The organism is Pseudomonas sp. URMO17WK12:I7 (assembly GCF_003269045.1).
Lineage (GTDB): Bacteria > Pseudomonadota > Gammaproteobacteria > Pseudomonadales > Pseudomonadaceae > Aquipseudomonas > Aquipseudomonas putida_J.
Genome location: NZ_QLTL01000010.1, coordinates 179,134 through 205,376 on the forward strand (window position 1 = coordinate 179,134; position 26,243 = coordinate 205,376).

General features: G+C 63.0%; 19 protein-coding genes. 12 read left to right on the plus strand and 7 right to left on the minus strand.

The features are described 5' to 3' along the window. Positions 1-12 precede the first annotated feature (12 nt). The 10 genes from aroB (at position 13) to H040_RS15740 (ending at position 12,338) form a co-directional block, all read left to right on the plus strand. Complete coding sequence (gene aroB / locus H040_RS15700) at positions 13-1,110, plus strand: 3-dehydroquinate synthase (protein ID WP_027920999.1); 1,098 nt, start codon at positions 13-15, stop codon at positions 1,108-1,110. 15 nt (positions 1,111-1,125) lie between these two features. Next, positions 1,126-2,766 (plus strand): AAA family ATPase, encoded by a 1,641-nt coding sequence (locus H040_RS15705; protein WP_027921000.1) that lies wholly within the window; start codon positions 1,126-1,128, stop codon positions 2,764-2,766. 374 nt (positions 2,767-3,140) lie between these two features. Next, a complete protein-coding gene (gene gltB / locus H040_RS15710; protein WP_027921001.1) occupies positions 3,141-7,586 on the plus strand; it encodes a glutamate synthase large subunit in 4,446 nt (1,481 codons plus the stop codon). A 106-nt stretch (positions 7,587-7,692) separates the two neighbouring features. Further along, a complete protein-coding gene (locus tag H040_RS15715; RefSeq protein WP_027921002.1) occupies positions 7,693-9,111 on the plus strand; it encodes an FAD-dependent oxidoreductase in 1,419 nt (472 codons plus the stop codon). 194 nt (positions 9,112-9,305) lie between these two features. Continuing rightward, positions 9,306-10,370: a uroporphyrinogen decarboxylase gene (gene hemE / locus H040_RS15720; RefSeq protein WP_027921003.1), complete on the plus strand. Its 1,065-nt coding sequence runs from the start codon at positions 9,306-9,308 to the stop codon at positions 10,368-10,370. A 140-nt stretch (positions 10,371-10,510) separates the two neighbouring features. After that, complete coding sequence (locus H040_RS15725) at positions 10,511-11,050, plus strand: cytochrome b (RefSeq protein ID WP_027921004.1); 540 nt, start codon at positions 10,511-10,513, stop codon at positions 11,048-11,050. 66 nt (positions 11,051-11,116) lie between these two features. Further along, the gene (locus tag H040_RS15730) at positions 11,117-11,464 is read left to right on the plus strand and encodes a NirD/YgiW/YdeI family stress tolerance protein (protein ID WP_027921005.1); all 348 of its coding nucleotides are present in this window, start codon (positions 11,117-11,119) and stop codon (positions 11,462-11,464) included. 89 nt (positions 11,465-11,553) lie between these two features. After that, on the plus strand, positions 11,554-11,871 hold the full coding sequence (locus H040_RS15735; RefSeq protein WP_027921006.1) for a hypothetical protein: 318 nt from the start codon (positions 11,554-11,556) through the stop codon (positions 11,869-11,871). After that, entirely contained in the window at positions 11,868-12,014 is a 147-nt protein-coding gene (locus H040_RS27365; RefSeq protein ID WP_155954360.1) for a hypothetical protein, read from the plus strand. The genes H040_RS15735 and H040_RS27365 overlap by 4 nt, the downstream gene beginning before the upstream one ends. A 93-nt stretch (positions 12,015-12,107) precedes the next feature. Further along, positions 12,108-12,338: a hypothetical protein gene (locus tag H040_RS15740; protein WP_027921007.1), complete on the plus strand. Its 231-nt coding sequence runs from the start codon at positions 12,108-12,110 to the stop codon at positions 12,336-12,338. Between the two features lie 10 nt (positions 12,339-12,348). On the opposite strand, the gene H040_RS15745 is transcribed toward H040_RS15740, so the two are convergent. Next, positions 12,349-13,533 (minus strand): MFS transporter, encoded by a 1,185-nt coding sequence (locus H040_RS15745; protein WP_256208149.1) that lies wholly within the window; start codon positions 13,531-13,533, stop codon positions 12,349-12,351. A 164-nt stretch (positions 13,534-13,697) separates the two neighbouring features. Here H040_RS15745 and H040_RS15750 point away from each other — a divergent pair, with 164 nt between their 5' ends. Beyond that, positions 13,698-14,597: a LysR family transcriptional regulator gene (locus H040_RS15750; RefSeq protein WP_027921009.1), complete on the plus strand. Its 900-nt coding sequence runs from the start codon at positions 13,698-13,700 to the stop codon at positions 14,595-14,597. A 96-nt stretch (positions 14,598-14,693) separates the two neighbouring features. After that, positions 14,694-15,467: a ParA family protein gene (locus tag H040_RS15755; protein ID WP_027921010.1), complete on the plus strand. Its 774-nt coding sequence runs from the start codon at positions 14,694-14,696 to the stop codon at positions 15,465-15,467. Here the strand turns inward: H040_RS15755 and trxC are convergent. From trxC to betB, 6 genes are all read right to left on the minus strand, one after another. Further along, entirely contained in the window at positions 15,464-15,898 is a 435-nt protein-coding gene (gene trxC / locus H040_RS15760; RefSeq protein WP_027921011.1) for a thioredoxin TrxC, read from the minus strand. The genes H040_RS15755 and trxC overlap by 4 nt on opposite strands. Positions 15,899-16,027: 129 nt before the next feature. Then, a complete protein-coding gene (gene selO / locus H040_RS15765; protein ID WP_027921012.1) occupies positions 16,028-17,488 on the minus strand; it encodes a protein adenylyltransferase SelO in 1,461 nt (486 codons plus the stop codon). A 162-nt stretch (positions 17,489-17,650) separates the two neighbouring features. Further along, positions 17,651-20,959 carry a mechanosensitive channel MscK gene (gene mscK / locus H040_RS15770; protein ID WP_027921013.1) on the minus strand — a complete coding sequence of 1,103 codons (3,309 nt, stop codon included), beginning with the start codon at positions 20,957-20,959 and terminating at the stop codon, positions 17,651-17,653. A gap of 35 nt (positions 20,960-20,994) precedes the next feature. Continuing rightward, complete coding sequence (locus H040_RS15775) at positions 20,995-22,737, minus strand: potassium/proton antiporter (RefSeq protein WP_027921014.1); 1,743 nt, start codon at positions 22,735-22,737, stop codon at positions 20,995-20,997. Positions 22,738-22,992: 255 nt separating this feature from the next. Beyond that, positions 22,993-24,690 carry a choline dehydrogenase gene (gene betA / locus H040_RS15780; protein WP_027921015.1) on the minus strand — a complete coding sequence of 566 codons (1,698 nt, stop codon included), beginning with the start codon at positions 24,688-24,690 and terminating at the stop codon, positions 22,993-22,995. Positions 24,691-24,767: 77 nt separating this feature from the next. Further along, positions 24,768-26,240: a betaine-aldehyde dehydrogenase gene (gene betB / locus H040_RS15785; RefSeq protein ID WP_027921016.1), complete on the minus strand. Its 1,473-nt coding sequence runs from the start codon at positions 26,238-26,240 to the stop codon at positions 24,768-24,770. Positions 26,241-26,243: the final 3 nt, after the last annotated feature.

Below are 26,243 nucleotides of genomic sequence, written 5' to 3' on the forward strand. Positions count from 1 at the left end.
TTGTGGGGATACATGCAGACACTAAAGGTCGACCTGGGCGAGCGCAGCTACCCGATCTACATTGGCGAAGGCCTGCTGGACCAACCTGAACTGCTGGCGCCGCACATCGCCGGGCGGCAGGTTGCCATCGTTTCCAACGAAACCGTCGCGCCTCTGTACCTCGAACGCCTGAGCAAGACCCTCGGTGCCTATTCGGTTCTGCCGGTGATCCTCCCGGATGGCGAGGCCCACAAGAACTGGCAGACCCTGCAACTGATCTTCGACGGCCTGCTCGGCGCCCGGCATGACCGCCGCACTACCGTGGTCGCCCTCGGCGGCGGGGTGATCGGCGACATGGCTGGCTTTGCCGCAGCCTGTTACCAGCGTGGTGTCGATTTCATTCAGGTACCCACCACGCTGTTGTCCCAGGTCGACTCCTCGGTGGGCGGCAAGACGGGCATCAACCACCCGCTGGGCAAGAATATGGTCGGTGCGTTCTACCAGCCCAACGCGGTGCTGATCGACACCACAAGCCTCAAGACCCTTCCCGAGCGCGAGCTTTCGGCAGGCCTGGCCGAAGTGATCAAGTACGGCCTGATCTGCGACGAACCGTTCCTCGGTTGGCTCGACGCCAACATGCAGGCCTTGCGCGCCCTGGAGCCTGCGGCCCTGACCGAAGCCATCCGCCGCTCGTGCGCGGCCAAGGCGGCGGTGGTCGGCGCCGATGAGCGCGAATCCGGCGTACGGGCAACCCTGAACCTTGGGCATACCTTCGGGCATGCCATCGAAACGCACATGGGCTATGGCGTGTGGCTGCACGGCGAAGCCGTAGCCGCAGGCACGGTAATGGCCCTGGAAATGTCCATGCGCCTGGGCTGGATTGACCAGGCCGAGCGTGATCGCGGTATCCGCCTGCTGCAGGACGCAGGTTTGCCGGTGGTGCCACCACAGGAAATGACCCCGGCGCATTTCATGGAGCATATGGCGGTCGACAAGAAGGTGCTCGATGGCCGCCTGCGGCTGGTGCTGCTGCGCCGGCTGGGCGAGGCCGTGATCACCGACGACTATCCGAAAGAGATTCTTCAGGCCACGCTGTCGGCGGATTACCGCGCGATCGTGGCCCAGCTTTGAGGTTGTGACAGCGTAATGACCAGTTTGCATGCCGATGAGGCGTTCCTCGAACATTACCAGTTGAGCCACGATCCGTTCGCGCCGCGTGTGCCCGGCTTCAAGTTCTTCCCTGCCCAGCGCAAGCCGGTGCTGGGCCAGTTACATCACCTGGCCCGCTACAGCCAGCTGATGCTGGTGGTCACCGGCCCCGTGGGCAGCGGCAAGACCCTGCTGCGCCAGGCCTTGGTGGCCAGTACCAACAAGCAGTCGGTGCTGAGCGTGGTGGTATCTGCCCGCGGCGCCAGCGACGCCGCCAGCGTGCTTGGCCAGGTGGCGCAAACCCTGGAAGTGGCCCAGCCTGAAGTGCAGGCGATCCTGAACAAGGTGGTGCAACTGGCACTGACCGGGCAGGAAGTCTATTTGCTGGTGGACGATGCGGAACAACTCGACGAGTCGGCACTCCAAGCGTTGCTGGAACTGGCGGCAGGGCTACCGGAAGGTCGCCCGCACGTGTTCCTGTTCGGCGAGCCTTCGCTGATTGCCGGGTTGGACGAGATCCAGGTCGAGGAAGAGCGCTTCCACGTCATTGAGCTTGCCCCCTACAGCGAGGAAGAAACCCGCGAGTACCTGGAACAACGCCTGGAGGGCGCTGGCCGGGGCATCGAGGTGTTCACCCGTGAACAGCTGGTCGATATTCATGAAAACTCCGACGGATGGCCTGGCAACATCAACCAGGTCGCCCGCGATACTTTGATCGAAGCCATGATCGCCAGCCGTACTACGGTCAAGCGACCATCCATGGGGTTCATAATGCCTAAGAAACACGTACTCGCGCTGTCCGCTGTCGTCGTGGTCGCCGTAGGTGCTGCGGTTCTGATGCCCAAGAAAGGCGACAAGGCCCCTGCCGAGGCGCCCGTGGCTCAGGCCCAGTTGCCGTTGGGCGAAGGCCAGCCGGGGGGCGCTCAATCGAACAACGGCAACCCGGCCATCGAATTCTCCGGCCAGTCGCAGCCGATGCCTTTGCCGCTGGTGGGTCAGTCCCAGCCGGTCATGCGCGAGCCTCTGGCGCAAGCTGCCGGCATGGGTGACGGCGAAGAGGGTGGCCCGGCCGGCAACACTGCCTTGCAGCCTGGCAACCCGCCTACCGTAACCACCGTCGCGCCACCGCAGGGCGTACCTGCCGGCCCGACGCCGAGCATGGCCCAGGCTACCGCACCGGTTCAGCCAGTTCAGCCGGCCCAGCCAGTTGCGCCAGCGCCGAAGCCTGTCGCTACCCAGCCTGCCAAACCGGTTGCGCCTGCCAAGCCGGCGCCAGCCGCACCGACGCAGGTTGCTACCGCCAAGCCAGCCGCCAAACCGTTGGAAAAACCGGTAGCCGGCGGCACCGGCAGCAGTGGCTGGTACTCGGGCCAGAAGCCAGGCAACTATGTGGTGCAGATCCTCGGTACCAGCTCCGAGGCGTCGGCCCAGGCTTTCGTCAAGGCACAGGGTGGCGACTATCGCTACTTCAAGAAAAACCTGCAGGGCAAGCCGCTGTACGTAGTCACCTACGGCAACTTTGCCAACCGCGACGCAGCGGTTGCGGCAATCAAGAACTTGCCAGCGAAGGTCCAGGCTGGTAAACCTTGGCCACGTACCGTCGCCAGCGTCCAACAAGAGCTGGCCTCGGCCCGCTGATACCTGCCGGGCGGCATCACCCCGCCGCCCAGTTGCTGAGCGATTAATGACATTCGACTAGCCTGCTGCGCCTGAGCGCGGCAGGCTTTTCTGTCCCAGACTGCCGGCCACAAGCCTCAGTTGCAGTCATGGCTGAAACGCTTCAGACTCGAGCCAAGCCGCTATCACGGCTAGTGGCGCAAAAACATTCAAAAATGCGACATAAATTTTCAATGGTGAGACATGAAAATTTGTGGGTAGGACTGTCGCTGTGCAACAATGGTTTTCCATGGCCACCGCAAAAAAGCTGGCGTTTGATCGGCGTGGATGGTAAGTGGTTGTACATAAAAGAGATTTGCCTCCGGTTGAGAGGTGAACCTGGTGAGAAAGTGTCTATGAAAACAGGTCTGTACCATCCCGAAGAATTCAAGGACAACTGTGGTTTTGGCCTGATCGCCCATATGACGGGCGAACCGAGCCACCACCTTCTGCAAACTGCCATGCAGGCACTGACCTGCATGACCCACCGCGGCGGTATCAACGCCGACGGCAAGACCGGTGACGGTTGCGGTCTGCTCATGCAGAAGCCCGATCAATTCCTGCGTGCCGTGGCCCAGGAACACTTTGCTGTCGAACTGCCCAAGCAGTACGCCGTCGGCATGGTGTTCTTCAACCAGGACCCGGTCAAAGCCGAAGCCGCTCGCGCCAACATGGACCGCGAAATCGTTGCAGCCGGCCTGAAGCTGGTCGGCTGGCGCAAGGTCCCGATCGACACCAGCGTGCTCGGTCGTCTGGCCCTGGAGCGCCTGCCGCAGATCGAGCAGGTGTTCATCGGCGGTGAAGGCCTGAGCGATCAGGAATTTGCCATCAAGCTGTTCAGTGCCCGTCGCCGTTCGTCCGTGGCCAACGCCCACGACGCCGACCACTACATCTGCAGCTTCTCGCACAAGACCATCATCTACAAAGGCCTGATGATGCCGCGCGATCTCGCGGCGTTTTATCCAGACCTGGGTGACGAGCGCTTGCAGACCGCGATCTGCGTGTTCCACCAGCGCTTCTCTACCAACACCCTGCCGAAATGGCCGCTGGCGCAGCCGTTCCGCTTCCTCGCCCACAACGGCGAGATCAACACCATCACCGGCAACCGCAACTGGGCCATGGCCCGTCGCACCAAGTTCGCCAACGACCAGATCCCCGACCTCGAAGAACTCGGCCCGCTGGTCAACCGCGTCGGTTCCGACTCCTCGAGCATGGACAACATGCTCGAGCTGATGGTTACCGGCGGCATCGACCTGTTCCGCGGCGTGCGCATGCTGGTGCCGCCAGCCTGGCAAAACGTCGAGACCATGGACGCCGACCTGCGCGCCTTCTACGAGTACAACTCCATGCACATGGAGCCGTGGGATGGCCCGGCCGGTATCGTCATGACCGAAGGCCGCCACGCGGTGTGCCTGCTCGACCGTAACGGCCTGCGCCCGGCGCGCTGGGTGACGACCACCAACGGCTACATCACCATCGCCTCGGAAATCGGCGTGTGGGGCTACCAGCCTGAGGAAGTTCTGGCCAAGGGCCGTGTCGGCCCGGGTCAGATCCTCGCCGTGGACACCGAAACCGGCCAGATTCTCGACACTGACGCCATCGACAACCGTCTGAAGTCGCGCCACCCGTACAAGCGTTGGCTGCGTCAGCACGCCACGCGTATCCAGGCGACCCTGACCGATGATCAGGGCGCGGCCAGCTACGATGCTGACCAGCTCAAGCAGTACATGAAGATGTTCCAGGTCACCTTCGAAGAGCGTGACCAGGTCCTGCGCCCACTCGGCGAGCAGGGCCAGGAAGCGGTCGGCTCGATGGGTGACGACACGCCAATGGCCGTGCTTTCGCAGCGCGTGCGTTCGCCGTACGACTTCTTCCGCCAGCAGTTCGCTCAGGTGACCAACCCGCCGATCGACCCGCTGCGCGAAGCGATCGTCATGTCGTTGGAAATCTGCCTGGGCGCCGAGCGCAACATCTTCCAGGAATCCCCGGAGCACGCTTCGCGGGTTATCCTCAGCTCGCCGGTCATCTCGCCCGCCAAGTGGCGTTCGCTGATGAACCTGGAGCGCGAAGGCTTCGACCGCCAGCTGATCGACCTCAACTATGAGGAGAGCGTCGGCCTGCAGGCGGCCATCCGCAACATTGCCGACCAGGCTGAAGAAGCCGTGCGTAGCGGCAAGACCCAGCTGGTGCTGAGCGACCGTTACATTGCCCCGGGCAAGCTGCCGGTGCACGCTTCGCTGGCCGTGGGTGCCGTGCACCACCGCCTGACCGAGCAGGGCCTGCGTTGCGACAGCAACATCCTGGTCGAAACCGCTACTGCCCGTGACCCGCACCACTTCGCCGTGCTGCTGGGCTTCGGTGCCTCGGCCGTGTACCCGTACCTGGCCTATGAAGTACTGGCCGACCTGATCCGTACCGGCGAAGTGCTGGGGGATCTGGACGAAGTCTTCAAGTACTACCGCAAAGGCATCTCCAAGGGCCTGCTGAAGATCCTGTCGAAGATGGGTATCTCCACCATCGCCTCGTACCGCGGCGCCCAGTTGTTCGAAGCCGTGGGCCTGGCCGAGGAAGTGGTCGGCCTGAGCTTCAAGGGCGTGTCCAGCCGCATCAAAGGTGCGCGCTTCGTCGACCTCGAAGGTGACCAGAAGCTGCTGGCAGCCGAAGCCTGGAGTGCGCGCAAGCCGATCCAGCAAGGTGGCCTGCTGAAGTTCGTCCACGGTGGCGAATACCACGCCTACAACCCGGACGTGGTCAACACCCTGCAGGCCGCCGTGCAGCAGGGCGACTACGCCAAGTTCAAGGAATACACCACGCTGGTCGACCAACGCCCGGTGTCGATGATCCGTGACCTGCTGAAAGTAAAGGTGGCCGACGAGGCCCTGCCGCTGGACCAGGTCGAGCCGCTGGAGGCCATCCTCAAGCGCTTCGACTCCGCCGGGATCTCGCTGGGCGCGCTGTCGCCAGAGGCTCACGAAGCCCTGGCTGAGGCGATGAACCGCCTGGGCGCACGCTCCAACTCCGGTGAGGGCGGTGAAGACCCGGCGCGTTACGGCACCATCAAAAGCTCGAAGATCAAGCAGGTGGCTACTGGCCGCTTTGGCGTGACCCCGGAATACCTGGTCAACGCCGAAGTGCTGCAGATCAAGGTTGCCCAGGGCGCCAAGCCCGGCGAGGGCGGCCAGCTGCCAGGCGGCAAGGTCAACGGCCTGATCGCCAAGCTGCGCTATGCGGTACCGGGCGTGACCCTGATCTCGCCACCGCCGCACCACGACATCTACTCGATCGAAGACCTGGCTCAGCTGATCTATGACCTCAAGCAGGTCAACCCGCAGGCCTTGGTTTCGGTCAAGCTGGTGGCTGAAGCTGGCGTTGGCACCATCGCCGCCGGCGTGGCCAAGGCCTATGCCGATTTGATCACCATCTCCGGTTACGACGGTGGTACCGGTGCTTCGCCGCTGACCTCGATCAAGTACGCTGGCGCCCCGTGGGAACTGGGCCTGGCCGAAACCCACCAGACCCTGCGCGGCAACGACCTGCGCGGCAAGGTACGTGTACAGACCGACGGCGGCCTGAAAACCGGCCTGGACGTGATCAAGGCGGCCATCCTCGGCGCCGAGAGCTTCGGTTTCGGCACCGCGCCGATGATCGCCCTGGGCTGCAAGTACCTGCGCATCTGCCACCTGAACAACTGCGCCACCGGCGTGGCCACCCAGAACGAGAAGCTGCGCAAGGATCACTACATCGGCACCGTCGACATGGTGATCAACTTCTTCACCTTCGTCGCCGAAGAAACCCGTGAGTGGCTGGCCAAGCTGGGCGTGCGCAGCCTCGGCGAGCTGATCGGCCGTACCGACCTGCTCGACGTGCTGCCAGGCGATACCGAACGCCAGCAGTACCTGGACCTGACCCCGCTGCTGGGCAGCTCGCACATCCCGGCCGACAAGCCGCAGTTCTGCGAAGTCGACAAGAACCCGCCGTTCGACAAGGGCGAGCTGGCCGAGAAGATGGTCGAGATGGCCCTGCCGGCGATCCGCGATCAGGCCGGTGGCGAATTCAGCCTCGACATCTGCAACTGCGACCGCTCCATCGGTGCCCGCATCTCGGGTGAAATCGCCAAGCTGTACGGCAACCAGGGCATGGCCGACAAGCCGGTCACCTTCCGCTTCAAGGGTACTGCTGGCCAGAGCTTCGGCGTGTGGAACGCCGGTGGCCTGAACCTGCACCTGGAAGGCGACGCCAACGACTACGTCGGCAAAGGCATGACCGGTGGCAAGGTCACCATCGTGCCGCCAGCTGGCAGCCCGTTCGCAACCCAGCACAGCGCAATCGTCGGCAACACCTGCCTGTATGGCGCCACGGGCGGCAAGCTGTTCGCCGCCGGCACCGCAGGCGAGCGCTTCGCTGTGCGTAACTCCGGCGCCCACGCTGTTGTAGAGGGCACTGGCGATCACTGCTGTGAATACATGACCGGCGGCTTTGTCTGCGTTCTGGGCAAGACCGGTTACAACTTCGGTTCTGGCATGACTGGCGGCTTCGCCTACGTGCTCGACATGGACAACAGCTTCGTCGACAAGCTCAACCACGAGCTGGTGGAAATCCAGCGTATCAGTGGTGAGGCGATGGAAGCCTACCGCAGCCACCTGGCGCGGGTCCTTGGCGAATACGTGGAAGAGACCGGCAGCGAGTGGGGGCGTGAGCTCTTCGAGAACCTGGACGACTACGTGCGGCGCTTCTGGCTGGTCAAGCCGAAGGCGGCCAACCTCAAGCAACTGTTGTCCAGCACCCGTGCCAACCCGCAGTAAGAACAGCTGCAATTGACGGCCCCGTGCGCGGGGCCCGTCGTGCTCAAGTGATCGTCTTGCAGCTTGCAGCCTGAGGCTGGCAACTGCGGTAAAGAGGTTTTGAAAAATGGCTGAACGTCTGAACAACGACTTCCAGTTCATCGAAGTGGGCCGCAAGGACCCGAAGAAAAAGCTCCTGCGCCAGCGCAAGAAGGAGTTCGTGGAAATCTACGAACCGTTCAAGCCGCAGCAGTCCGTAGAGCAGGCACACCGCTGCCTGGGCTGCGGTAACCCGTATTGCGAATGGAAGTGCCCGGTACACAACTTCATTCCCAACTGGTTGAAGCTGGTGTCCGAAGGCAACATCCTGGCTGCGGCGGAACTGTCGCACCAGACCAACACCCTGCCGGAAGTGTGCGGCCGTGTATGCCCACAGGACCGTCTGTGTGAGGGTGCCTGCACCCTGAACGACGGTTTCGGTGCGGTGACCATTGGCTCGGTCGAGAAGTACATCACCGACACTGCCTTCGCCATGGGCTGGCGCCCGGACATGTCCAAGGTCAAGCCAACCGGCAAGCGCGTCGCGATCATCGGCGCCGGCCCTGCCGGTCTGGGTTGCGCCGACGTGCTGGTGCGTGGCGGCGTGACGCCGGTGGTGTTCGACAAGAACCCGGAAATCGGCGGCCTGCTGACCTTCGGTATCCCCGAGTTCAAGCTGGAAAAGACTGTGCTGAGCAATCGCCGCGAAGTCTTCACTGGCATGGGTATCGAGTTCCGCCTGAACACCGAGGTGGGCAAGGACATCACCATGGAGCAGCTGCTGGCCGAATACGACGCCGTGTTCATGGGCATGGGCACCTACACCTACATGAAGGGCGGTTTCCCGGGTGAGGACCTGCCAGGCGTGCACGACGCGCTGGACTTCCTGATCGCCAACGTCAACCGCAACCTCGGCTTCGAGAAATCGCCGGAAGATTTCGTCAACATGCAGGGCAAGAAGGTCGTGGTGCTGGGCGGTGGCGACACCGCGATGGACTGCAACCGCACCTCGATCCGCCAGGGCGCCAAGTCGGTGACCTGTGCCTATCGCCGTGACGAAGCCAACATGCCGGGTTCGCGCAAAGAAGTGAAGAACGCCAAGGAAGAGGGCGTCAAGTTCCTCTACAACCGCCAGCCCATCGCCATCGTCGGTGAGGACAAGGTCGAAGGCGTGAAGGTGGTCGAGACCCGTCTCGGTGAGCCGGATGCCCGTGGCCGTCGCAGCCCCGAGCCGATCCCGGGCTCCGAAGAGATCCTGCCGGCCGACGCCGTGGTGATTGCTTTCGGCTTCCGCCCGAGCCCAGCACCTTGGTTCGAGCAGCATGGCATCCAGCTGGACAGCCAGGGCCGTGTGGTGGCGCCGGAGAAAGCCAAGTTCAAGCACCAGACCAGCAACCCGAAAGTGTTCGCCGGTGGCGACATGGTGCGGGGGTCGGACCTGGTGGTGACTGCGATCTTCGAAGGCCGTAACGCTGCCGAAGGTATCCTGGACTACCTCGAAGTCTGAGCCCTCGCATTCGCGGGCAAGCCCGCTCCCACAGAGGTTTTGCACATAACCCTGTGGGCGCGGGCTTGCCCGCGAATATTTTGTATACAAAAACGCGTGATCTGTAGCATCCAATAGACAAAACGCATGGTCTTGACCGTGCCTTTTGCGCTGGCGTCTGAGAAAATGCCCGCACTATTTTTCCGGATGCCGACATGACTGCCCTGAAGAACGATCGTTTCCTGCGTGCACTGCTCAAGCAACCCGTAGACGTTACCCCAGTCTGGATGATGCGCCAGGCCGGCCGCTACCTGCCGGAGTACCGCGCTAGCCGCGCCAAGGCCGGTGATTTCATGAGCCTGTGCATGAACCCGCAGTTCGCCTGCGAGGTTACCCTGCAGCCGCTGGACCGCTACCCGCTGGACGCGGCGATCCTATTCTCGGACATTCTCACCATCCCTGACGCCATGGGCCTGGGCCTGTACTTCGAAACCGGCGAAGGCCCGCGTTTCAAGAAGGTCATCAGTACCCCGGCCGATATCGAAGCGCTGCCGATCCCTGACCCGCAAAAAGACCTCGGCTACGTCATGGACGCGGTCAGCACCATCCGCCGCGAGCTCAATGGCCGCGTGCCGCTGATCGGTTTCTCTGGCAGCCCGTGGACCTTGGCCACTTACATGGTCGAAGGCGGTTCGTCGAAGGACTTCCGCAAGACCAAGGCCATGGCCTACGACAACCCGCAAGCCCTGCACCTGCTGCTGGATAAGCTGGCTCAGTCGGTCACCAGCTACCTCAATGGCCAGATCCTCGCTGGCGCCCAGGCCGTGCAGATCTTCGATACCTGGGGCGGCAACCTGTCGGCGGCGGCCTATCAGGAATTCTCCCTGGCCTACATGCGCAAGATTGTCAGCGGCCTGATCCGCGAGCATGAAGGGCGCAAGGTGCCGGTGATCCTGTTCACCAAGAATGGCGGCCTGTGGCTGGAAAGCATCGCCGAGGCCGGTGCCGACGCACTGGGCCTGGACTGGACCTGCGAGATCGGCGACGCCCGCCGCCGCGTGGGTGACAAAGTGGCACTGCAAGGCAACATGGACCCGACTGTGCTGTACGCCAAGCCGGAGGCTATTCGCCAGGAAGTGGCGCGCATTCTGGCCAGCTATGGCAAGGGTACCGGCCACGTGTTCAATCTCGGCCATGGCATTACCCCGGAGGTCGACCCGGAGCACGCTGGCGTGTTCATCAACGCCGTGCACGAACTGTCGGCGCAGTATCACGCCTGACTCTGTATAGCTCCGCTGGTCGCTAAGGGCCAGCGGGCTCCTACGATTCACTCAGCTGTAAAGGGCGATTCTTACATACCTGCCCTGACGTATCGCCCAACCTCTCTATCACTGCCGAGTGCTTTGTCTGGAGGTTTACGATGCCCTTATCCCTTACCAATCCCCGCATACGATATGCCTGGCCGCAGGTGGTGTTGCACTGGCTTTCGGCGGCCATCATCTTGTGGGTCATGTGCAGCGGGGCGTACCTGGCATTGTTTGAGGTGAGCCCGTCGCGTAAGGCGGCGATGGCCGACTTCAATATTTCAATCAGCCTCTTGTTGATTCCCGTATTCATCGTGCGTTGTGTGGTGCGCATGGCCATTCCCGGTCCGTCTGCACACGCGGGCAGGCGTTATGAGCAGTTGCTTGCCCAGGTGGTGCACCTTGCTTTATATGGGGCCATCGCTTTGGTGCTGGTGACTGGTGTGCTGATCATAGATGAGGATCTGAGTGCCTTTGGCGTGCTGCACGTCCCGGCCTTGTTCAGCGAACATGCGTGGCGTGCGGCATGGGTGCAGGTGCATTTCTTCTCGCTGGGGCTGTTGTTCGCGCTGATCATTTTGCATATTGGTGCGGTCATCAAGCATCAATTGGCCGGTCGCTCGGTGTTGTGGCGGATGTGGTTTAGTGGGCACTGATTAAGCTTTACTTCAGCCAAGGCGGTTATCGTGGGCCAATCAGACACCGACACAGGATTGCTCGACATGACCGCCCGATACCTTGCTTTGATCCTCGCCCCGCTGCTCAGCAGCGCTGCCTTCGCTGCTGGCTATACCGGCCCCGGTGCTCAGCCGGTTACCACCGTTGCCGCAGCCAACGACGCTGCCGATGACACTCCGGTTGTGCTGCAAGGTTTTGTGACCAAGAAGATCAACAACGACGACAAGTACGAGTTCAAGGACAACTCCGGCACCATTACGGTCGAGATCGATGACGAAGACCTGCCACCAACGCCGTTCAACGACAAGACCAAGGTCAAGCTGACCGGTGAAGTGGAGAAGCACTTGATGAGCCGTGAGGTGGATGTGGATATTGTCGAGATTATCAACTGATCCATGAAGATACCTGCTTATTGGTAGGAATCTTCCTATATTGGAGCTTGCGAGCTACTACATCCCTGCAGCGCACTGAGAATCTTCGGGTGCTGCAACACTGGGCCCCTGAACAGCTGGCCGGAAGCGATTTAGCCACGCAAATCCGGTTGTTGGAACACATGCCCAGGCAATCGACCGCTGTGGAGCAGCTCGCGCAGTTCTCCAAGCAGTTGGTCAGCAGCGGCAATCTGGTGATTGAGCGAGCGGAAACGACAGCCGGGCAGGGCTGGCGTGTCGAAGTCATCGCTCAAGGTTTTGACGATCTCGAACGACTGGGTGGGCGTGTTGCCGGCATGCGCATGGAACAGGGGCGACAGACTGACCAGGGTGTGCGGGCAACCCTCGCCTGGCAGGAGGCAGAATGAAACATCTCAACGAGCATGCATGGGTTCGCCAGTGGAAAGAGATACCAGCAGGCCGGCGTGCGCTGCTGAATGCAGCGGTGTGGGGCTTGCTGTCGATCGTGATCTGCCAGCTTCTCTGGTTGCCAGGGCAGGCCCGCATGTAGCAAGCGGAACAAGCGCTGGCGCGTGAGCATGAGCTGGCTGCCATATTGCAGCGAATTGTACAGGGGCCCCGCCGGTCGACAGACGCCGTCGAATTGCTGACACCGGCTGTGCTGAACGAGCGTGCCAAGGCGGCAGGGGTCCACATCGTTAGCCTGGAAGCGAAGGCTGCGCAGGTGGATGTCGGCCTGGAGGGGCCGGTCGCCGCAGTACTGGCCTGGCTGCACGTACTGGAGCAAGACGGTGGCGAAGCGCTGAACATCCAGTTGCAAGCCGAAGGCGAGCTGCTTCAGGCGCGCTTGGTCATGGCGCTGCCGGAAGCGTGAGCACGGGCGCCTATGCCTTGGGAGGCAGCTTGCTCAAGTGCAACGCCACCAGCAACGCCACCGCCAGCAAGCTGCCAATAAACAGCCCGATCCCGTTCCAGCCCCACTGGTGCCAGAACACCCCACCCGCAGTACCCGCCACGCTCGATCCGGCGTAATAGCTGAACAGGTACAGTGACGACGCCTGCCCCTTGGCCTTAAGCGCCCGGCGACCGATCCAACTGCTGGCCACCGAGTGCGCGCCGAAGAAGCCGAAAGTAAACACCAGCATACCCACGATCACCATCGGCAGCGGGCTGGCCAGGGTCATCAGTAAGCCACCTGCCATCACCACGATACTGGCCCAGAACACCTTGCGCCGTCCCAGCTTGTCCGCCAGCGCGCCGACTTGCGCCGAGCTGTAGATACCTGACAGGTAGACCACCGACAGCAAACCGACCAGCGCCTGGTTCATGTGATAAGGCTCGGCCAGCAAGCGGTAGCCGATGTAGTTGAACAGTGTCACGAAGGCGCCCATCAGCAGGAAGGCTTCGAGGAACAACCACGGTAGCCCGGCATCCTTGAAGTGCATGACAAAGCCATCCAGCAGGCTGCGCGGGCTCATCATCTGCGGGCGGAAGTTGCGTGATTCAGGTAGCACCTTCCAGAACACCAGTGCGGCGACCAGGGCCAGGCCACCGATGGTCAGCATCGCCGTGTGCCAGCTGACGAAGTCGATCAGCACGCCGGTAATCAGCCGTCCGCTCATGCCGCCAATGGCGTTGCCGCCGATATACAGGCCCATGGCCAGGCCGATGTGCTGCGGGTGGATCTCTTCGCTCAGGTAGGTCATGGCCACCGCCGCCAGGCCGCTCAGCGACAGGCCCACCAGGGCGCGAGTGGCCAGTACCAGCTCCCAGCTTGGCATTACCGCGCTGGCCAGGGTGGAGAGGGCGGCGCAAACCAGGGCAAAGACCATCACCGGCTTGCGTCCGATGCGGTCAGAAATGGGGCCGGTGATCAACAGGCCGAACGCCAGCATGGCGGTGGAAACCGACAACACCAGGCTGCTCTGTGCCGCGTTGATGGCAAATTCTTTCGACAGCAGCGGCATCATCGGCTGCACGCAGTACAGCAGGGCGAAGGTGGCGAAGGCGCCGCTGAACAGGGCCAGCACGGTCTTCATGAAGGCGGGGGTGCCTTTCTCGATCCACATTTCGTTCAGGGGGGCAGGTTCTGGGTCGGCAGGAAGGGGGGCTACAGCAGTTTTCACGGGCGGTACCTCTGGCGCAATGAAAAAAGCATATAGCTGGCTAATGATTAGATCCAATATATTGTTCGACCTATTTAAGACGTTAAGCGACCTAATTGGAGCCGATCATGGAACTGCGCCATTTGCGTTACTTCATCGCCGTTGCCGAAGAGTTGCACTTCGGCCGCGCGGCCCAGCAACTTGGCATCTCCCAGCCGCCCTTGAGCCAGCAGATCCAGGCATTGGAGCAGGAGCTGGGTGCTCGCCTGTTCGAGCGGACCAATCGTCGGGTCGAGCTGAGCGAGGCTGGCCGATTGTTCCTCGAAGAGGCGCGCCAGGTGCTGGCACAGGTAGAGAAGGCGGCCGATGTGGCGCGGCGCGCGCAGTTGGGTGAGCTGGGCGAGATGAAGATCGGCTTCACGTCGTCGGCGCCGTTCACCTCGAAGATTCCCAAGGCCATCCATGCCTTTCGCCAGCGCTTCCCGGCAGTGCACCTGAACCTCAAGGAAATGAGCAGCCGGGATGTCGCCGAAGCGGTGTTTGACGAGTCCATCGAGGTCGGGCTGATGCGGCCGATGCCGCTGCCGGAGGGCCTGGTGGCCACCGAGCTGTTCCGCGAGCCGCTGGTGGCGGTGATCAATGCCTCGCATCCGTTGGCCAAAGGCACGGAGCACGGCGTGTGCATGGCCGCCCTGGCCCATGAACCGTTCGTGTTCTTCCCGCGCAGCTATGGCAGCGGGTTGCATGCGCAGCTGCTGAGCCTGGCACGCCAGGCCGGCTTCAGCCCGCACTTTGCTCAGGAGGCAGGGGAGGCGATGACCATCATCGGCCTGGTGTCGGCGGGGTTGGGGGTCTCGGTGCTGCCCGCGTCGTTCCAGCGCATGCGCATCGAAGGCGTGGTGTACCGCACGCTGTTGGATGAAGGGGCGATGTCGGCGGTATGGCTGGTGCAGCGCGAGCGGGGTGGCTCGGCGATGGCCCGGGCGTTCGCCGAGTTGCTGACGGGGTTGATGGCTGGCCAGGGGTGATGTTTGCACCTTGTGCCGGCTAATGGGCAAATGGCACTGGCCATAGCCGCGTCGCCGCCACATACTCGGGCATTCGTTGATACACGGAGGTCAATCATGCGGCGCGTGGTGTTCAATCAGAAAGGTGGCGTGGGCAAGTCGAGCATCGCTTGCAACCTGGCGGCAGTGAGCGCCAGCGAAGGTTATCGGACCTTGCTGATCGACCTGGACGCCCAGGCCAACTCGACCCAGTATCTGACCGGCCTGACCGGCGACGATATCCCCATGGGTATCGCCGATTTCTTCAAGCAAAGCCTGTCCAGCGGGCCGTTCAGCAAGAAGAACAAGGTCGATATCTACGAAACCCCGTTCGACAACCTGCACGTGGTCACGGCCACGGCGGAACTGGCCGACCTGCAGCCGAAGCTGGAGGCCAAACACAAGATCAACAAGCTGCGTAAGTTGCTCGACGAGCTGGACGAAGACTACGAGCGGATCTACATCGACACACCGCCGGCTCTCAATTTCTATGCGGTTTCCGCGTTGATCGCGGCTGATCGTGTACTGATCCCCTTCGACTGTGACAGCTTCTCGCGCCAGGCGCTCTACGGCCTGCTGGCCGAAATCGAAGAGCTCAAGGACGACCACAACGAAGGCCTGATGGTCGAAGGCATTGTGGTCAACCAGTTCCAGTCCCGCGCCAGCCTGCCCCAGCAGATGCTCGACGAGCTGTTGGCCGAAGGGCTGCCGGTGCTGCCGGTGTACCTGGGGAGCTCAGTGAAGATGCGTGAATCGCACCACGCCAGCCTGCCGTTGATCCACCTGGAACCACGGCACAAGCTGACCCAGCAGTTTGTGGAGCTGCATTCGCTGCTCGAAGAGAGCGCTTAGACCCCTTGGCTACGCAGCCACTCCAGCAAAGACTGGAGTGGAAACGCCCCGGCCTGGCGGCTGATTTCGCGGCCGTTCTTGAACAGAATCAGGCTGGGGATCGAGCGGATGCCCAGTTGCCCGGCGAGGTTGCGGTGGGCTTCGCTGTCGAGCTTGGCCAGGCGGCAGCGGCCGCTGAGCTGGCGGGCGGCCTGTTCGAAGGTCGGGGCGAATGATTTGCACGGGCCGCACCAATCAGCCCAGACGTCGATAAGCAGCGGCAGGTCGCCCTTGATCTGGCTGGCGTAATTGGCTTCGCCGAGTTCGAAGGGTTGGCTCAGCAGTACGTCCTGTTTGCAGCGGCCGCATTTCGGGGCGTCACCCAGGCGCTCTGCGGGCAGGCGGTTGAGACCGTTGCAGTGGGGGCAGGGGATTACCAGTGGGTCGGACATTTTTGATTCCTTGAGTTTTTTGGGGCTGCTGCGCAGCCCTTTCGCGACACAAGGCCGCTCCTACAGGGCTCGCGCAGGTCTGTAGGGGAGGCCGTGTGTCGCGAAAGGGCCGCGCAGCGGCGCCAGGTTTCAGGATGAGCAGCTGATTTCCAAGTGCTTGCCCCACTCCGGTGGGCGCTCGGCGTAGCCTTGCATTCCGGCCTGCTCCTCGAATGGCTTGCTCAGCACCTGATGCAGCCGCCGCACTTCACTGTAGTCCCCCGCTTCGGCCGCTTCGATGGCCTTTTGCGCCAGGTAGTTGCGCAGCACGTACAGCGGGTTCACAGCATGCATCCGCTCACGGCGGCCTTCGGCATTACCGGGCTCGCGCGCGCAACGGGCCAGGTAATCCGCGCCCCAGGCATCGAAGCCGGCGAGGTCGATGAAGTCGTCGCGCACCCCCTTCAGTGCTTCGGCAACGGGTAGCTCCCCCAGCCTGCGGAAGAACAGGCTGTAATCCACGCCACCGCTCTGCATGCGCTGCAGCAGGCGCTCGATCAGCGCCAGGTCGTCGTCTTCGCCAGTGGTCAGCCCCAGGCGCCGGCGCATCAGGTCCAGGTAGTGCGCCTGGTACAGCGGCAGGAACAGGCCCAGCGCTTCCTTGAGCGGTTCGACCTCGATCACTGTGGTCAGGGCCTGAGCCAGGGCGCTGAGGTTCCAGTGGGCGATGGGCACTTGGTTGGCGTAGCTGTAACGGCCACGGTCGTCGGAGTGGTTGCAGATGAAATTGGCGTCGAAGTCGTCGAGGAAGGCGAACGGGCCAAAGTCAAAGGTGATGCCGAGGATCGACATGTTGTCGGTGTTCATCACTCCGTGGCAGAAGCCATAGGCCTGCCAGCGGGCGATCAGCGCGGCGTTGCGCTCGACGATCGTGCGGAACATCGCCAGGTACGGCTGTTCGGCATCGCGGCATTCGGGGTAGTGCTGCTCCAGCACATGGTCGATCAGCACCCGCTGCTGCTCGGGCTGTTTGGTGTAGTAGAAGTATTCGAAATGCCCGAAGCGCACATGGCTCTGCGCCAGTCGGGTGAGCATAGCCGCACTTTCGCGGGTTTCGCGCCACACCGGGGTGCTCGAGCCGATGACGCACAGCGCCCGACTGGTGGGGATGCCTAGGGCGTGCAGGGCTTCGGAGGCGAGGAATTCACGGATCGACGAGCGCAGCACGGCGCGGCCGTCGCCCATGCGCGAGTACGGCGTCTGGCCGGCACCCTTGAGGTGCAGGTCCCAGTGTTCGCCCTGGTCATTCAGCACTTCGGCCAGCAGCAGGCCGCGGCCATCGCCCAGGCGCGGGTTGTAGGAGCCGAACTGGTGGCCGGAATAGACCATCGCTCGCGGGTCGGCCTGTTCCCAGAGCTTGTGACCGCTGAAAATTTCGGCGAATACCGGCAGTTCGGCCTGGGCAGGGTCGAGGTCGAGCAGGGCCATGGCCGACTCGCTCGCCACTACCAGACGCGGCTCGGCGATCGGCTCGGGCAGGACCTGGGTGGAGAACGCATCGCCCAGGCGGGCGAAGCGGTTGTCGAAGCTGAGATGGTCGAGGGCTTTCACGGGGCCGGCTCCTGAAGTCGGGACATCGGGGCCGCTTGACGGCCCTTCGCGGGCAAGCGTGCTCCCACAGGTACTATGCGGTCTCTGTGGGAGCGGGCTTGCCCGCAAACGAGGGCGAAGCCCTCGCAGGGGATTTGCACAGAATAAAGTATTCGAGCCCACTCAGGCTGAAGCAGTGCCATCCGGCTTAGGTTGCTCCATCGGGATCAACTGCTGCTTGCCCCCTTTCGGGTCCATCAGGAATACCTCGACCTGGCGTACCGAGATCTTGATGTTGTGGGCCTTGAACTCGCGGTTGATGTAGCGGTTGATCTCGTCCAGCGTCGGGTTGCGGTCGCCGAGGTCACGCACATGCATGCGCAGCTCATGGTCCAGCGAGCTCTCGCCGAAGTTCAGGAAGTACACGATTGGCTCCGGGTCCTTGAGCACTCGCGGGTTCTCGTGGGCGCCCTTGAGCAGCAGGTCGCGCACCAGGTCCAGGTCGCAGCCATAGTCGATGCCCAGCTTCAGCGTCACCCGGGTGACCGTGTCGGTCAGCGACCAGTTGATAAGCTGGCCGGTGATGAAGGTCTTGTTGGGGACGATGATGTCCTTGCGGTCGAAGTCGGTGATGGTGGTGGCGCGGATGCGGATCTTGCTGACCGTTCCGGACAGGTTGCCGATGGTGATGGTGTCGCCGATCCGCACCGGGCGCTCGAACAGGATCATGATGCCGGAAATGAAGTTGGCGAAAATCTCCTGCATGCCGAAGCCCAAGCCTACCGATAGCGCCGCCACCAGCCATTGCAGCTTGTCCCAACTCACCCCAAGGGTCGACAGGGTGCTGACGATGCCGACGCCGACGATGGTGTACGACAGCAGCGTGGTGGTGGCGTAGGCGCTGCCCTGGGCGAGGTTCAGGCGCGACAGTACCAGTACTTCCAGCAGGCCCGGCAAGTTACCGGCCAAGGCGAAGGTTATGCCCACAATCACCAGGGCGCCGAGCAGGTCGCCGAGGCTGATTGGCACCATGCTGGCGGCGCTGCCGGTGCCGCTGGTGTATTCGTACAGGGTGAAGTTGTTGAGGTAGGCGAACACCGAGATCAGGTCCGACCAGACCCAGTACAGGCCGGCGATGAAGCCGCCGAGCAGGGCCAGGCGGATCAGGCGCAGCGACTGCTGGTTGACCTGTTCGATGTCCAGGGTCGGCTCTTCGGTGATGACTTCACCGTCCAGCCCTTCCTTGGCGGCCTGGCGCTTGCTCAGTGCCCGCTGATAAGCCAGGCGCCGCGCCGCTACCGACAGGCCACGGACGAAGGCCGCTTCGATCACCAACCAGAACAGCAGCAGGTAGAGGGTATAGATCAGCCGGTCGGTCAGTTTCAGTGCGGTGTAGTAGTAGCCGAAGCAGACCGCCACGAACAGCGCGATCGGCAGGGCGGTGAAGGCCACCCCCACCGCTTTGCGGAACAGCGAGGTGTCGCGGTGCGCCGGGCTGCTGAGCAGCAGGCGGCTGAGCAGCCAGGCCATCAGCGCATAGCAGGTCAGTACAACACCGATACCGAGCACGTCGTCGGCCAAGGCCGAAGGCTGGTGCTCGGCGACCGCCACCACACCGACCAGCGCCAGTACCACAGTGCCCAGCCGGCGAACCCAGCCGCGCAGGAATTCGACTTGGGGTTTGTGCCAGCGGAAGTGGATTTCCGCCACGCCGCCGGGGGCGAGGATGCGGTAGGCGGTGTAGAACACCAGCCAGGCCTGGGCCAGTTGCCACAGCGCTGCACCGAGGTTGGCGTTCTGCCCGCGGGCGTCGATCTGCAGGGCATAGCTGCACAGCGCCAGGCCCAGGCTCACCGGCATCGCCAGGAGGATGTTGATCAGGATGGCCTGGGGCGTGTGCCACTGGCTGTCACGGCGGAAGTGGCCGATATCCTGATGCACCTTGCCCAACCGTTGATACAGGTACTTGCGCCGCCACAGCAGGCCACCGATGGCCAGCAGCAGGGGCAGGAACAGCAACGGGCGCTGGCTCAGGCCATCGGCCACTTCCTTGATGCCCGAGCCCCAGGGCAAGCTGGCGACCTGTTCGGGCAAACGGGTCGGCACGAAACTGAGCCAGTCCCAATCCAGTGGCTTGTTGCTGGGGATCCAGAACATCTGCTCGTCGAGGGTGTTGCGCAGGCCCTGGGCGGTGCCGAGCAGTTGCTTCTGGTTGAGCTGCAGGGTGATCGACTCGTTCAGCAGTGCCGACAGCTCGCGGTTCAGCCGTTCGAGCAGGTCGCTGCGGGTGATTGCCACTTCCAGCAGGGCCTTGCGCAGCTGCGGGGTGACGTCTTCCTGAGGCTGGTTGGCCAGCAGCTTGTCGACGTAGGCCACCGGGCTGCTCATCTGCTCGCGCTGCTGGTTGATCTCGAACTGGTACAGGCGGATATCGGCGATCTGGTCGGCCAGGTCGCGGTCAAGCTTCAGGTGCGGCAGCGCCTGCTTCTGCTTGTAGAGGATCTTCGACAGCAGCAGGCTGCCCTTGAGCACGTTGATCTGCTCGTCCAGCGCCTGGTCGGCCTGGGTCAGGCTGTCGAGCTGCTGCTTGGTGCGCAGGTTCTGCTGGGTCAGCTCGTTGAGGCGGTCGGTGCTTTTCAGCAGGTAGTCGGAGAGCCTGAGGTTGGCAGCGCTTTCAGTGGCCAGCAGGCTGCTGCCACCGGCTTTTTGCGCTTCGATCGACTGCTGGGTGACGGTCTGCTGGGACTGGGCCAGGCGCTTTTCGTTGATCAGCGTCTGCAGGTCCTGGATCTCCTGCTCCAGGCGTGCGGCACGCTCGATCAGCAGGTCATGGCGGGCGTTGCCAAGGTCTTGCAGCAGGCCGTTGCCGGCCAGCTCCTGGCGGCGCAGCAGGGTCAGCGCGTTGAGCGAGGCCAGTTCGGCATTGAGCTGGTTGCGCTGGTCGGCATTGATCGACTTGCCGCCGTCCTTGCCGCTCTTGAGGCTGTTGTTGATCTGCTGGGTACGGGTCTGATTGTTGCTGATCTCGGCCTGGGCCCGCTCGGGGCGAGTCTGCGAGTTGATGATCAGGCTATTGGCTTCGGACAGTGCCTTCTGCAGCTCACCCTGTTGGGTGTTGCGCTCGCTGAGCATCTGCTCCAGCTGGGGCACGGTCAGGTTGGCATAGCGCTGGGCGACCGGTTGCGGCTTGCTCTCCTTGAGCCTGGCCAGTTCTTTCTGGCTGTCGCTGGTTTCCTTGGGGGCGCTGGCCAGTTGCTGCTTGAGCGCTGCAAGCTTCTTTTCGCTGTCTTCCTTGCTGTTGAGCAGGCTCAAGGTTTGCTCGAGCACCTGCTGCAAGGCCTTCTGGTCAGCTTCGGGCAGCTTGCGCTCGGCGATCTTGTCGAGGCTGTTCTGGATGCTGGCGGTGGTCGGGGCTTCTGCCGCGTTGACCGCGAAAGAAAGGGACAGGCACAGCCCGAGCAGGGCTGTGCGAAGGTACACGCGCAGGGACATAGGCAGACTACTTTGGGATCCGGCAGAAACGAAGTTTAGAGGAACAATCCTGGTCCGGGTCGCGTTCCTTCGGGGAATCTGACGCCGACTTTCTGGATCTTGTTCCCGTCCATGGTCGCCACCGTCCAGATCGTGCCATGCCATTCGACCTGGTCACCTACTACTGGAGCGCCTCCGACCTTCTGTCGGATGAACTGCGCCAGCGGCATCTTCGCGTCCAGGCCGTCCAGTTTCAGGCCATAAAGGGCGGCCACCGCGCCCAGCTCGGCATCGCCTTCGAGCACGAAATCGCCGAAGAACCGCAGGTCCAGGCCACGCTGGGGTGCCTGGCTGAACAGTTTGCCCAGCGCCGGCAGGTTGTGTTCGTGGCCGATCACGCAAAGCATGTCGCCTACTTCCAGCACGGTACTGCCCGACGGGTGCAGCAGTTGCTCGTTACGGAACAGGGCGGCGATCCGCGTGCCTTCGGGCATTTTCAGCTCGCGCAGGGCGGCCCCGATGCACCATTTTTCGGCACCCAGGCGGTACACAAACAGCTCCCACTCGCTGGTGATGTGCACTTCCAGGGCAGAGCGGGAAATCGGTGCCGGGTCTGGCGGTACGGTCACTTTCAGCAGCTTGGCCATCCAAGGCAGGCTGGTGCCTTGCACCAGCAGCGACACCAGCACGATGAAGAACGCCAGGTTGAAGAACAGCTGGGCGTCCGGCAGGCCGGCCATCAGCGGGAACACCGCCAGAATGATCGGTACCGCGCCGCGCAGGCCGACCCAGGAAATGAAGCCTTTCTCGCGGCCATGGAAGGCCTTGAAGGGCAGCAAGGCGGCGGCCACCGACAGCGGCCGCGCCACCAGGATCATCCACAGCGCCAGGCCCAGCGCCGGCAGGGCGATGGGCAGCAGGTCGTGCGGGGTGACCAGCAGCCCCAGCACCAGGAACATGCCGATCTGCGCCAGCCAGGCCATGCCGTCGAGCATGTGCAGGATGCCGTGGCGGCTGCGGATCGGCTTGTTGCCCAGCACCAGGCCGCACAGGTACACGGCGAGGAAGCCGCTGCCATGCAGGGCGTTGGTCAGCGAAAACACCACCAGGCCGCCGGCCACCACCAGGATCGGGTACAGGCCGCCGGCCAGGTTGATACGGTTGACCAGCTGCAGCATCAACCAGCCGCCGCCCAGCCCCAGCAAGCTGCCGATGCCGAACTCGCGCAGCAGGTGGGCCAGCAGGCTCCAGTGCAGGCCGGTCTGGCCGCTGGCGATCATGTCGATCAGGGTGACCGTGAGGAATACCGCCATCGGGTCGTTGCTGCCCGACTCGATTTCCAGCGTAGCGGTAACCCGCTCGTTCAGGCCTTTGCCGCCCAGCAGCGAGAACACCGCCGCAGCGTCGGTAGAGCCGACGATGGCGCCGATCAGCAGGCCCTGGATCAGGCTCAGGTGGAACAGCCAGGCGGCCACCAGGCCAGTGAGCGCGGTGGTGATCATCACGCCGACTGTGGCCAGCGACAGCGCAGGCCACAGTGCCACGCGGAAGCTTGCCACTCGCGTACGCAGGCCACCGTCGAGCAGGATCACGGCCAGTGCAAGGTTGCCCACCAGGTAGGCGGTCGGATAGTTGTTGAAGATGATGCCGCCACCATCGACACCGGCGACCATGCCGACGGCGAGGATGATGACCAGGATAGGGATGCCCAGGCGCGACGACAGCGAACTGACCAGGATACTTGCGCCCACCAGCAATGCGCCGATCAGAAACAGGCTGTTGATGGTGCTTGCATCCAAAGGCAGGTACTCCGGGATATCGCGGGAAGGGGGCTTGACTGGCAAGTCGCGTGCCAATCGATTCTAACCTGATGAATTGGCAGCATGTAAAGCGTTTCTGCAGATGTAGAAAAGGCACCGCGATGGGTGCCTTTTTCTATGATGCCTGGCATGGCCCTTTCGCGGGTAAACCCGCTCCCACAGGGTGATCACAAGGCTCGAAAGCGATGCGCTACCTGTGGGAGCGGCTTTAGCCGCGAAGGGGCCAGTACCGGCTTACGCCTGCTTCACTTCACGCATCGGCTTGCCCCTCACCGGTGCATCGCCCGCCACATAGTACTTGGCGGTGCTGCGTGGCAGCGGCTTGCGGCCACGGATCTTGTCCGAGATTTTCTCGGCGATCATGATCGTGGTGGCGTTGAGGTTGCCGGTGATGATCAGCGGCATGATCGATGCGTCGACCACGCGCAGGCCTTTCATGCCATGCACGCGGCCCTCGGCGTCGACCACCGCCATGTCGTCGGTGCCCATCTTGCACGAGCAGGAAGGGTGGAAAGCGGTTTCGGCGTGCTCGCGGATGAACTTGTCCAGCTCTTCATCGGTTTGCACGTGGGCGCCGGGGCTGATTTCGCGGCCGCGATACGGGTCCAGCGCCGGTTGGGCCATGATTTCGCGGGTCAGGCGGATGCCGTCGCGGAATTCCTGCCAGTCCTGCTCGGTGGACATGTAGTTGAACAGGATGCTCGGGTGCTGGCGCGGGTTTTTCGACTTGGCCTGGACGCGACCACGGGCAGGCGAACGCATGGAACCCATGTGCGCCTGGAACCCGTGTTCCTTCACGCCGTTGGAGCCGTTGTAGTTAATCGCCACCGGCAGGAAGTGGTACTGGATGTTCGGCCACTTGAACTCAGGGCGGGTGCGGATGAAACCACCGGCCTCGAACTGGTTGCTGGCGCCGATACCGGTACCCTTGAACATCCACTCGGCACCGATGGCCGGCTGGTTCCACCACAGCAGCGATGGGTACAGCGACACGGGCTGGGTGCAGGCGTACTGCAGGTACAGCTCGAGGTGGTCCTGCAGGTTCTCGCCGACGCCCGGCAGGTCGTGCACGACCGGGATGTCGAGGCTTTCCAGCAGGGCGCGCGGGCCGACGCCGGAGCGCTGCAGCAGTTGCGGCGAAGCAATGGCGCCGGAGCTGACGATCACTTCCTTGCGGGCACGGGCTTCGACGCGCTCTTCGCTGTCGCCGACCAGGTAGGTCACGCCAATGGCACGCTTGCCGTCGAACAGCACGCGGTCGCTCAGGGCGTGGGTGACGATGGTGAGGTTCGGGCGCTTCTTGGCCTGGTCCAGGTAACCACGGGCGGTGCTGGAACGGCGGCCGTTCTTGGTCACCGAACGGTCCATCGGGCCGAAGCCTTCCTGCTGGTAACCGTTGAGGTCTTCGGTGCGCGGGTAACCGGCCTGCACGCCGGCTTCAACCATGGCGTGGAACAGCGGGTTGTTGCCGGCTTTCGGCGTGGCCACGCTGACCGGGCCATCGCCGCCGTGGTAGTCGTTCGGGCCGATGTCGCGGGTTTCGGCCTTGCGGAAGTACGGCAGGCAGTCCAGGTAGGTCCAGTCTTCCAGGCCTGGCAGTTCTGCCCAGCCGTCGAAGTCCATGGCGTTGCCGCGGATGTAGCACATGCCGTTGATCAGCGACGAGCCACCCAGGCCCTTGCCGCGGCCACATTCCATGCGACGGCCGTCCATGAACGGCTCCGGGTCGGTCTCGTAGGCCCAGTTGTAGCGGCGGCCTTGCAGCGGGAAGGCCAGGGCGGCTGGCATCTGGGTGCGGAAGTCGAAGCGGTAGTCGGGGCCACCGGCTTCGAGCAGCAGTACGGTAACGCCTGCGTCTTCGGTCAGGCGGGCAGCCAGGGTGTTACCGGCGGAACCTGCGCCGACGATGATGTAATCGAATTCTTGGGACATGGAAGTACCCTCGTGTTGGCGGTGATCAGGGAGCGGAAACGCCCGTGCGCAGTGGCACGGGCGTGGCTAGACAGGGCTTAGAAAACCGAGTTGTAGCCGCCCAGCTCCACTTGGACCGACTTGATGCGAGTGTATTGAGCCAGCGAGCTGACGCCGTTCTCACGGCCGACGCCCGACTGCTTGTAGCCGCCAACCGGCATTTCGGCTGGCGATTCGCCCCAGGCGTTGATCCAGCAGATACCGGCTTCCAGCTGGTGGATGATGCGGTGGGCGCGCGAGATGTCGTTGGTGCAGACACCGGCGGCCAGGCCGTAGTCGGTGTCGTTGGCGCGGCGGATGACTTCTTCTTCGGTTTCGTAGGTGAGGATGCTCATCACCGGGCCGAAGATTTCTTCCTTGACGATGGTCATGTCGTCGCTGCAGTCGGTGAACACGGTCGGCGCGACGAAGGCACCGTTGGCGAATTCACCGGCAGTCAGACGCTCACCGCCACACAGCACGCGGGCGCCTTCTTCTTTGCCTTTGGCGATGTAGCCGAGCACGCTTTCCATGTGCTGGAAGCTGACCAGCGGGCCGAAGTTGGTGTTTTCGTCTTCCGGGTTGCCAACACGGATGCGGGCAACGCGCTCGGCGATCTTGGCTTCGAAGGCAGCCTTCATTTCAGCCGGGATGAATACGCGGGTGCCGTTGGTGCACACCTGGCCGGAGCTGTAGAAGTTGGCCATCATGGCGATGTCGGCGGCCTTGTCCAGGTCGGCGTCGGCGCAGATGATCAGTGGCGACTTGCCGCCCAGTTCCATGGTGACTTCCTTGAGCGACGAGCTCGAGGCGCTGGCCATGACCTTCTTGCCGGTGGTGGTGCCGCCAGTGAAGGAGACTTTCTCGATACGTGGGTGTTCGGTCAGCCAGGTGCCGACTTCGCGGCCGCTGCCGGTCAGGACGTTGAACACGCCGTTCGGCAGGCCGGCTTCGGTGTAGATCTCGGCCAGTTTCAGGGTGGTCAGCGAAGTGACCTCCGATGGCTTGAAGATCATCGCGTTGCCAGCGGCCAGGGCCGGGGCGGATTTCCACAGGGCGATCTGGATCGGGTAGTTCCAGGCGCCGATACCGACGGTCACGCCCAGCGGCTCGCGACGGGTGTAGACGAAGGAGGATTCGCGCAGCGGGATCTGCTCACCTTCGATGGCCGGTACCAGGCCTGCGTAGTACTCGAGCACGTCGGCGCCGGTAACGATGTCGACGTAGCGGGTTTCAGAGTACGACTTGCCGGTGTCCAGGGTTTCCAGCATGGCCAGTTCATCGTTGCGCTCGCGCAGGATGTCGACGGCGCGACGCAGGATGCGCGAACGCTGCATGGCAGTCATCGCTGCCCAGACCTTCTGGCCGCGCTCGGCGCTTTCCACGGCCTTCTCGACGTCAGCCTCGGTGGCACGTTGCACGTGGGCGAGGACTTCGCCCGTAGCCGGGTTGATGGCTTCGAAAGTGGCGTCGCTGCCAGCGTCGACGTAAGCGCCATCAATGTAGAGTTTTTGCGTTCCGAAACGGGCCATAGT

Coding starts and splice junctions, on each gene's coding strand:
- aroB (WP_027920999.1), top strand. CDS start 13: ATGCAGACACTAAAGGTCGACCTGGGCGAGCGCAGCTACCCGATCTAC.
- mscK (WP_027921013.1), bottom strand. CDS start 20,959: ATGTCCCTGCGCGTGTACCTTCGCACAGCCCTGCTCGGGCTGTGCCTG.
- H040_RS15730 (WP_027921005.1), top strand. CDS start 11,117: ATGACCGCCCGATACCTTGCTTTGATCCTCGCCCCGCTGCTCAGCAGC.
- H040_RS15725 (WP_027921004.1), top strand. CDS start 10,511: ATGCCCTTATCCCTTACCAATCCCCGCATACGATATGCCTGGCCGCAG.
- H040_RS27365 (WP_155954360.1), top strand. CDS start 11,868: ATGAAACATCTCAACGAGCATGCATGGGTTCGCCAGTGGAAAGAGATA.
- trxC (WP_027921011.1), bottom strand. CDS start 15,898: ATGTCCGACCCACTGGTAATCCCCTGCCCCCACTGCAACGGTCTCAAC.
- H040_RS15705 (WP_027921000.1), top strand. CDS start 1,126: ATGACCAGTTTGCATGCCGATGAGGCGTTCCTCGAACATTACCAGTTG.
- betB (WP_027921016.1), bottom strand. CDS start 26,240: ATGGCCCGTTTCGGAACGCAAAAACTCTACATTGATGGCGCTTACGTC.
- H040_RS15715 (WP_027921002.1), top strand. CDS start 7,693: ATGGCTGAACGTCTGAACAACGACTTCCAGTTCATCGAAGTGGGCCGC.
- H040_RS15750 (WP_027921009.1), top strand. CDS start 13,698: ATGGAACTGCGCCATTTGCGTTACTTCATCGCCGTTGCCGAAGAGTTG.
- hemE (WP_027921003.1), top strand. CDS start 9,306: ATGACTGCCCTGAAGAACGATCGTTTCCTGCGTGCACTGCTCAAGCAA.
- H040_RS15755 (WP_027921010.1), top strand. CDS start 14,694: ATGCGGCGCGTGGTGTTCAATCAGAAAGGTGGCGTGGGCAAGTCGAGC.
- betA (WP_027921015.1), bottom strand. CDS start 24,690: ATGTCCCAAGAATTCGATTACATCATCGTCGGCGCAGGTTCCGCCGGT.
- gltB (WP_027921001.1), top strand. CDS start 3,141: ATGAAAACAGGTCTGTACCATCCCGAAGAATTCAAGGACAACTGTGGT.
- H040_RS15745 (WP_256208149.1), bottom strand. CDS start 13,533: ATGTGGATCGAGAAAGGCACCCCCGCCTTCATGAAGACCGTGCTGGCC.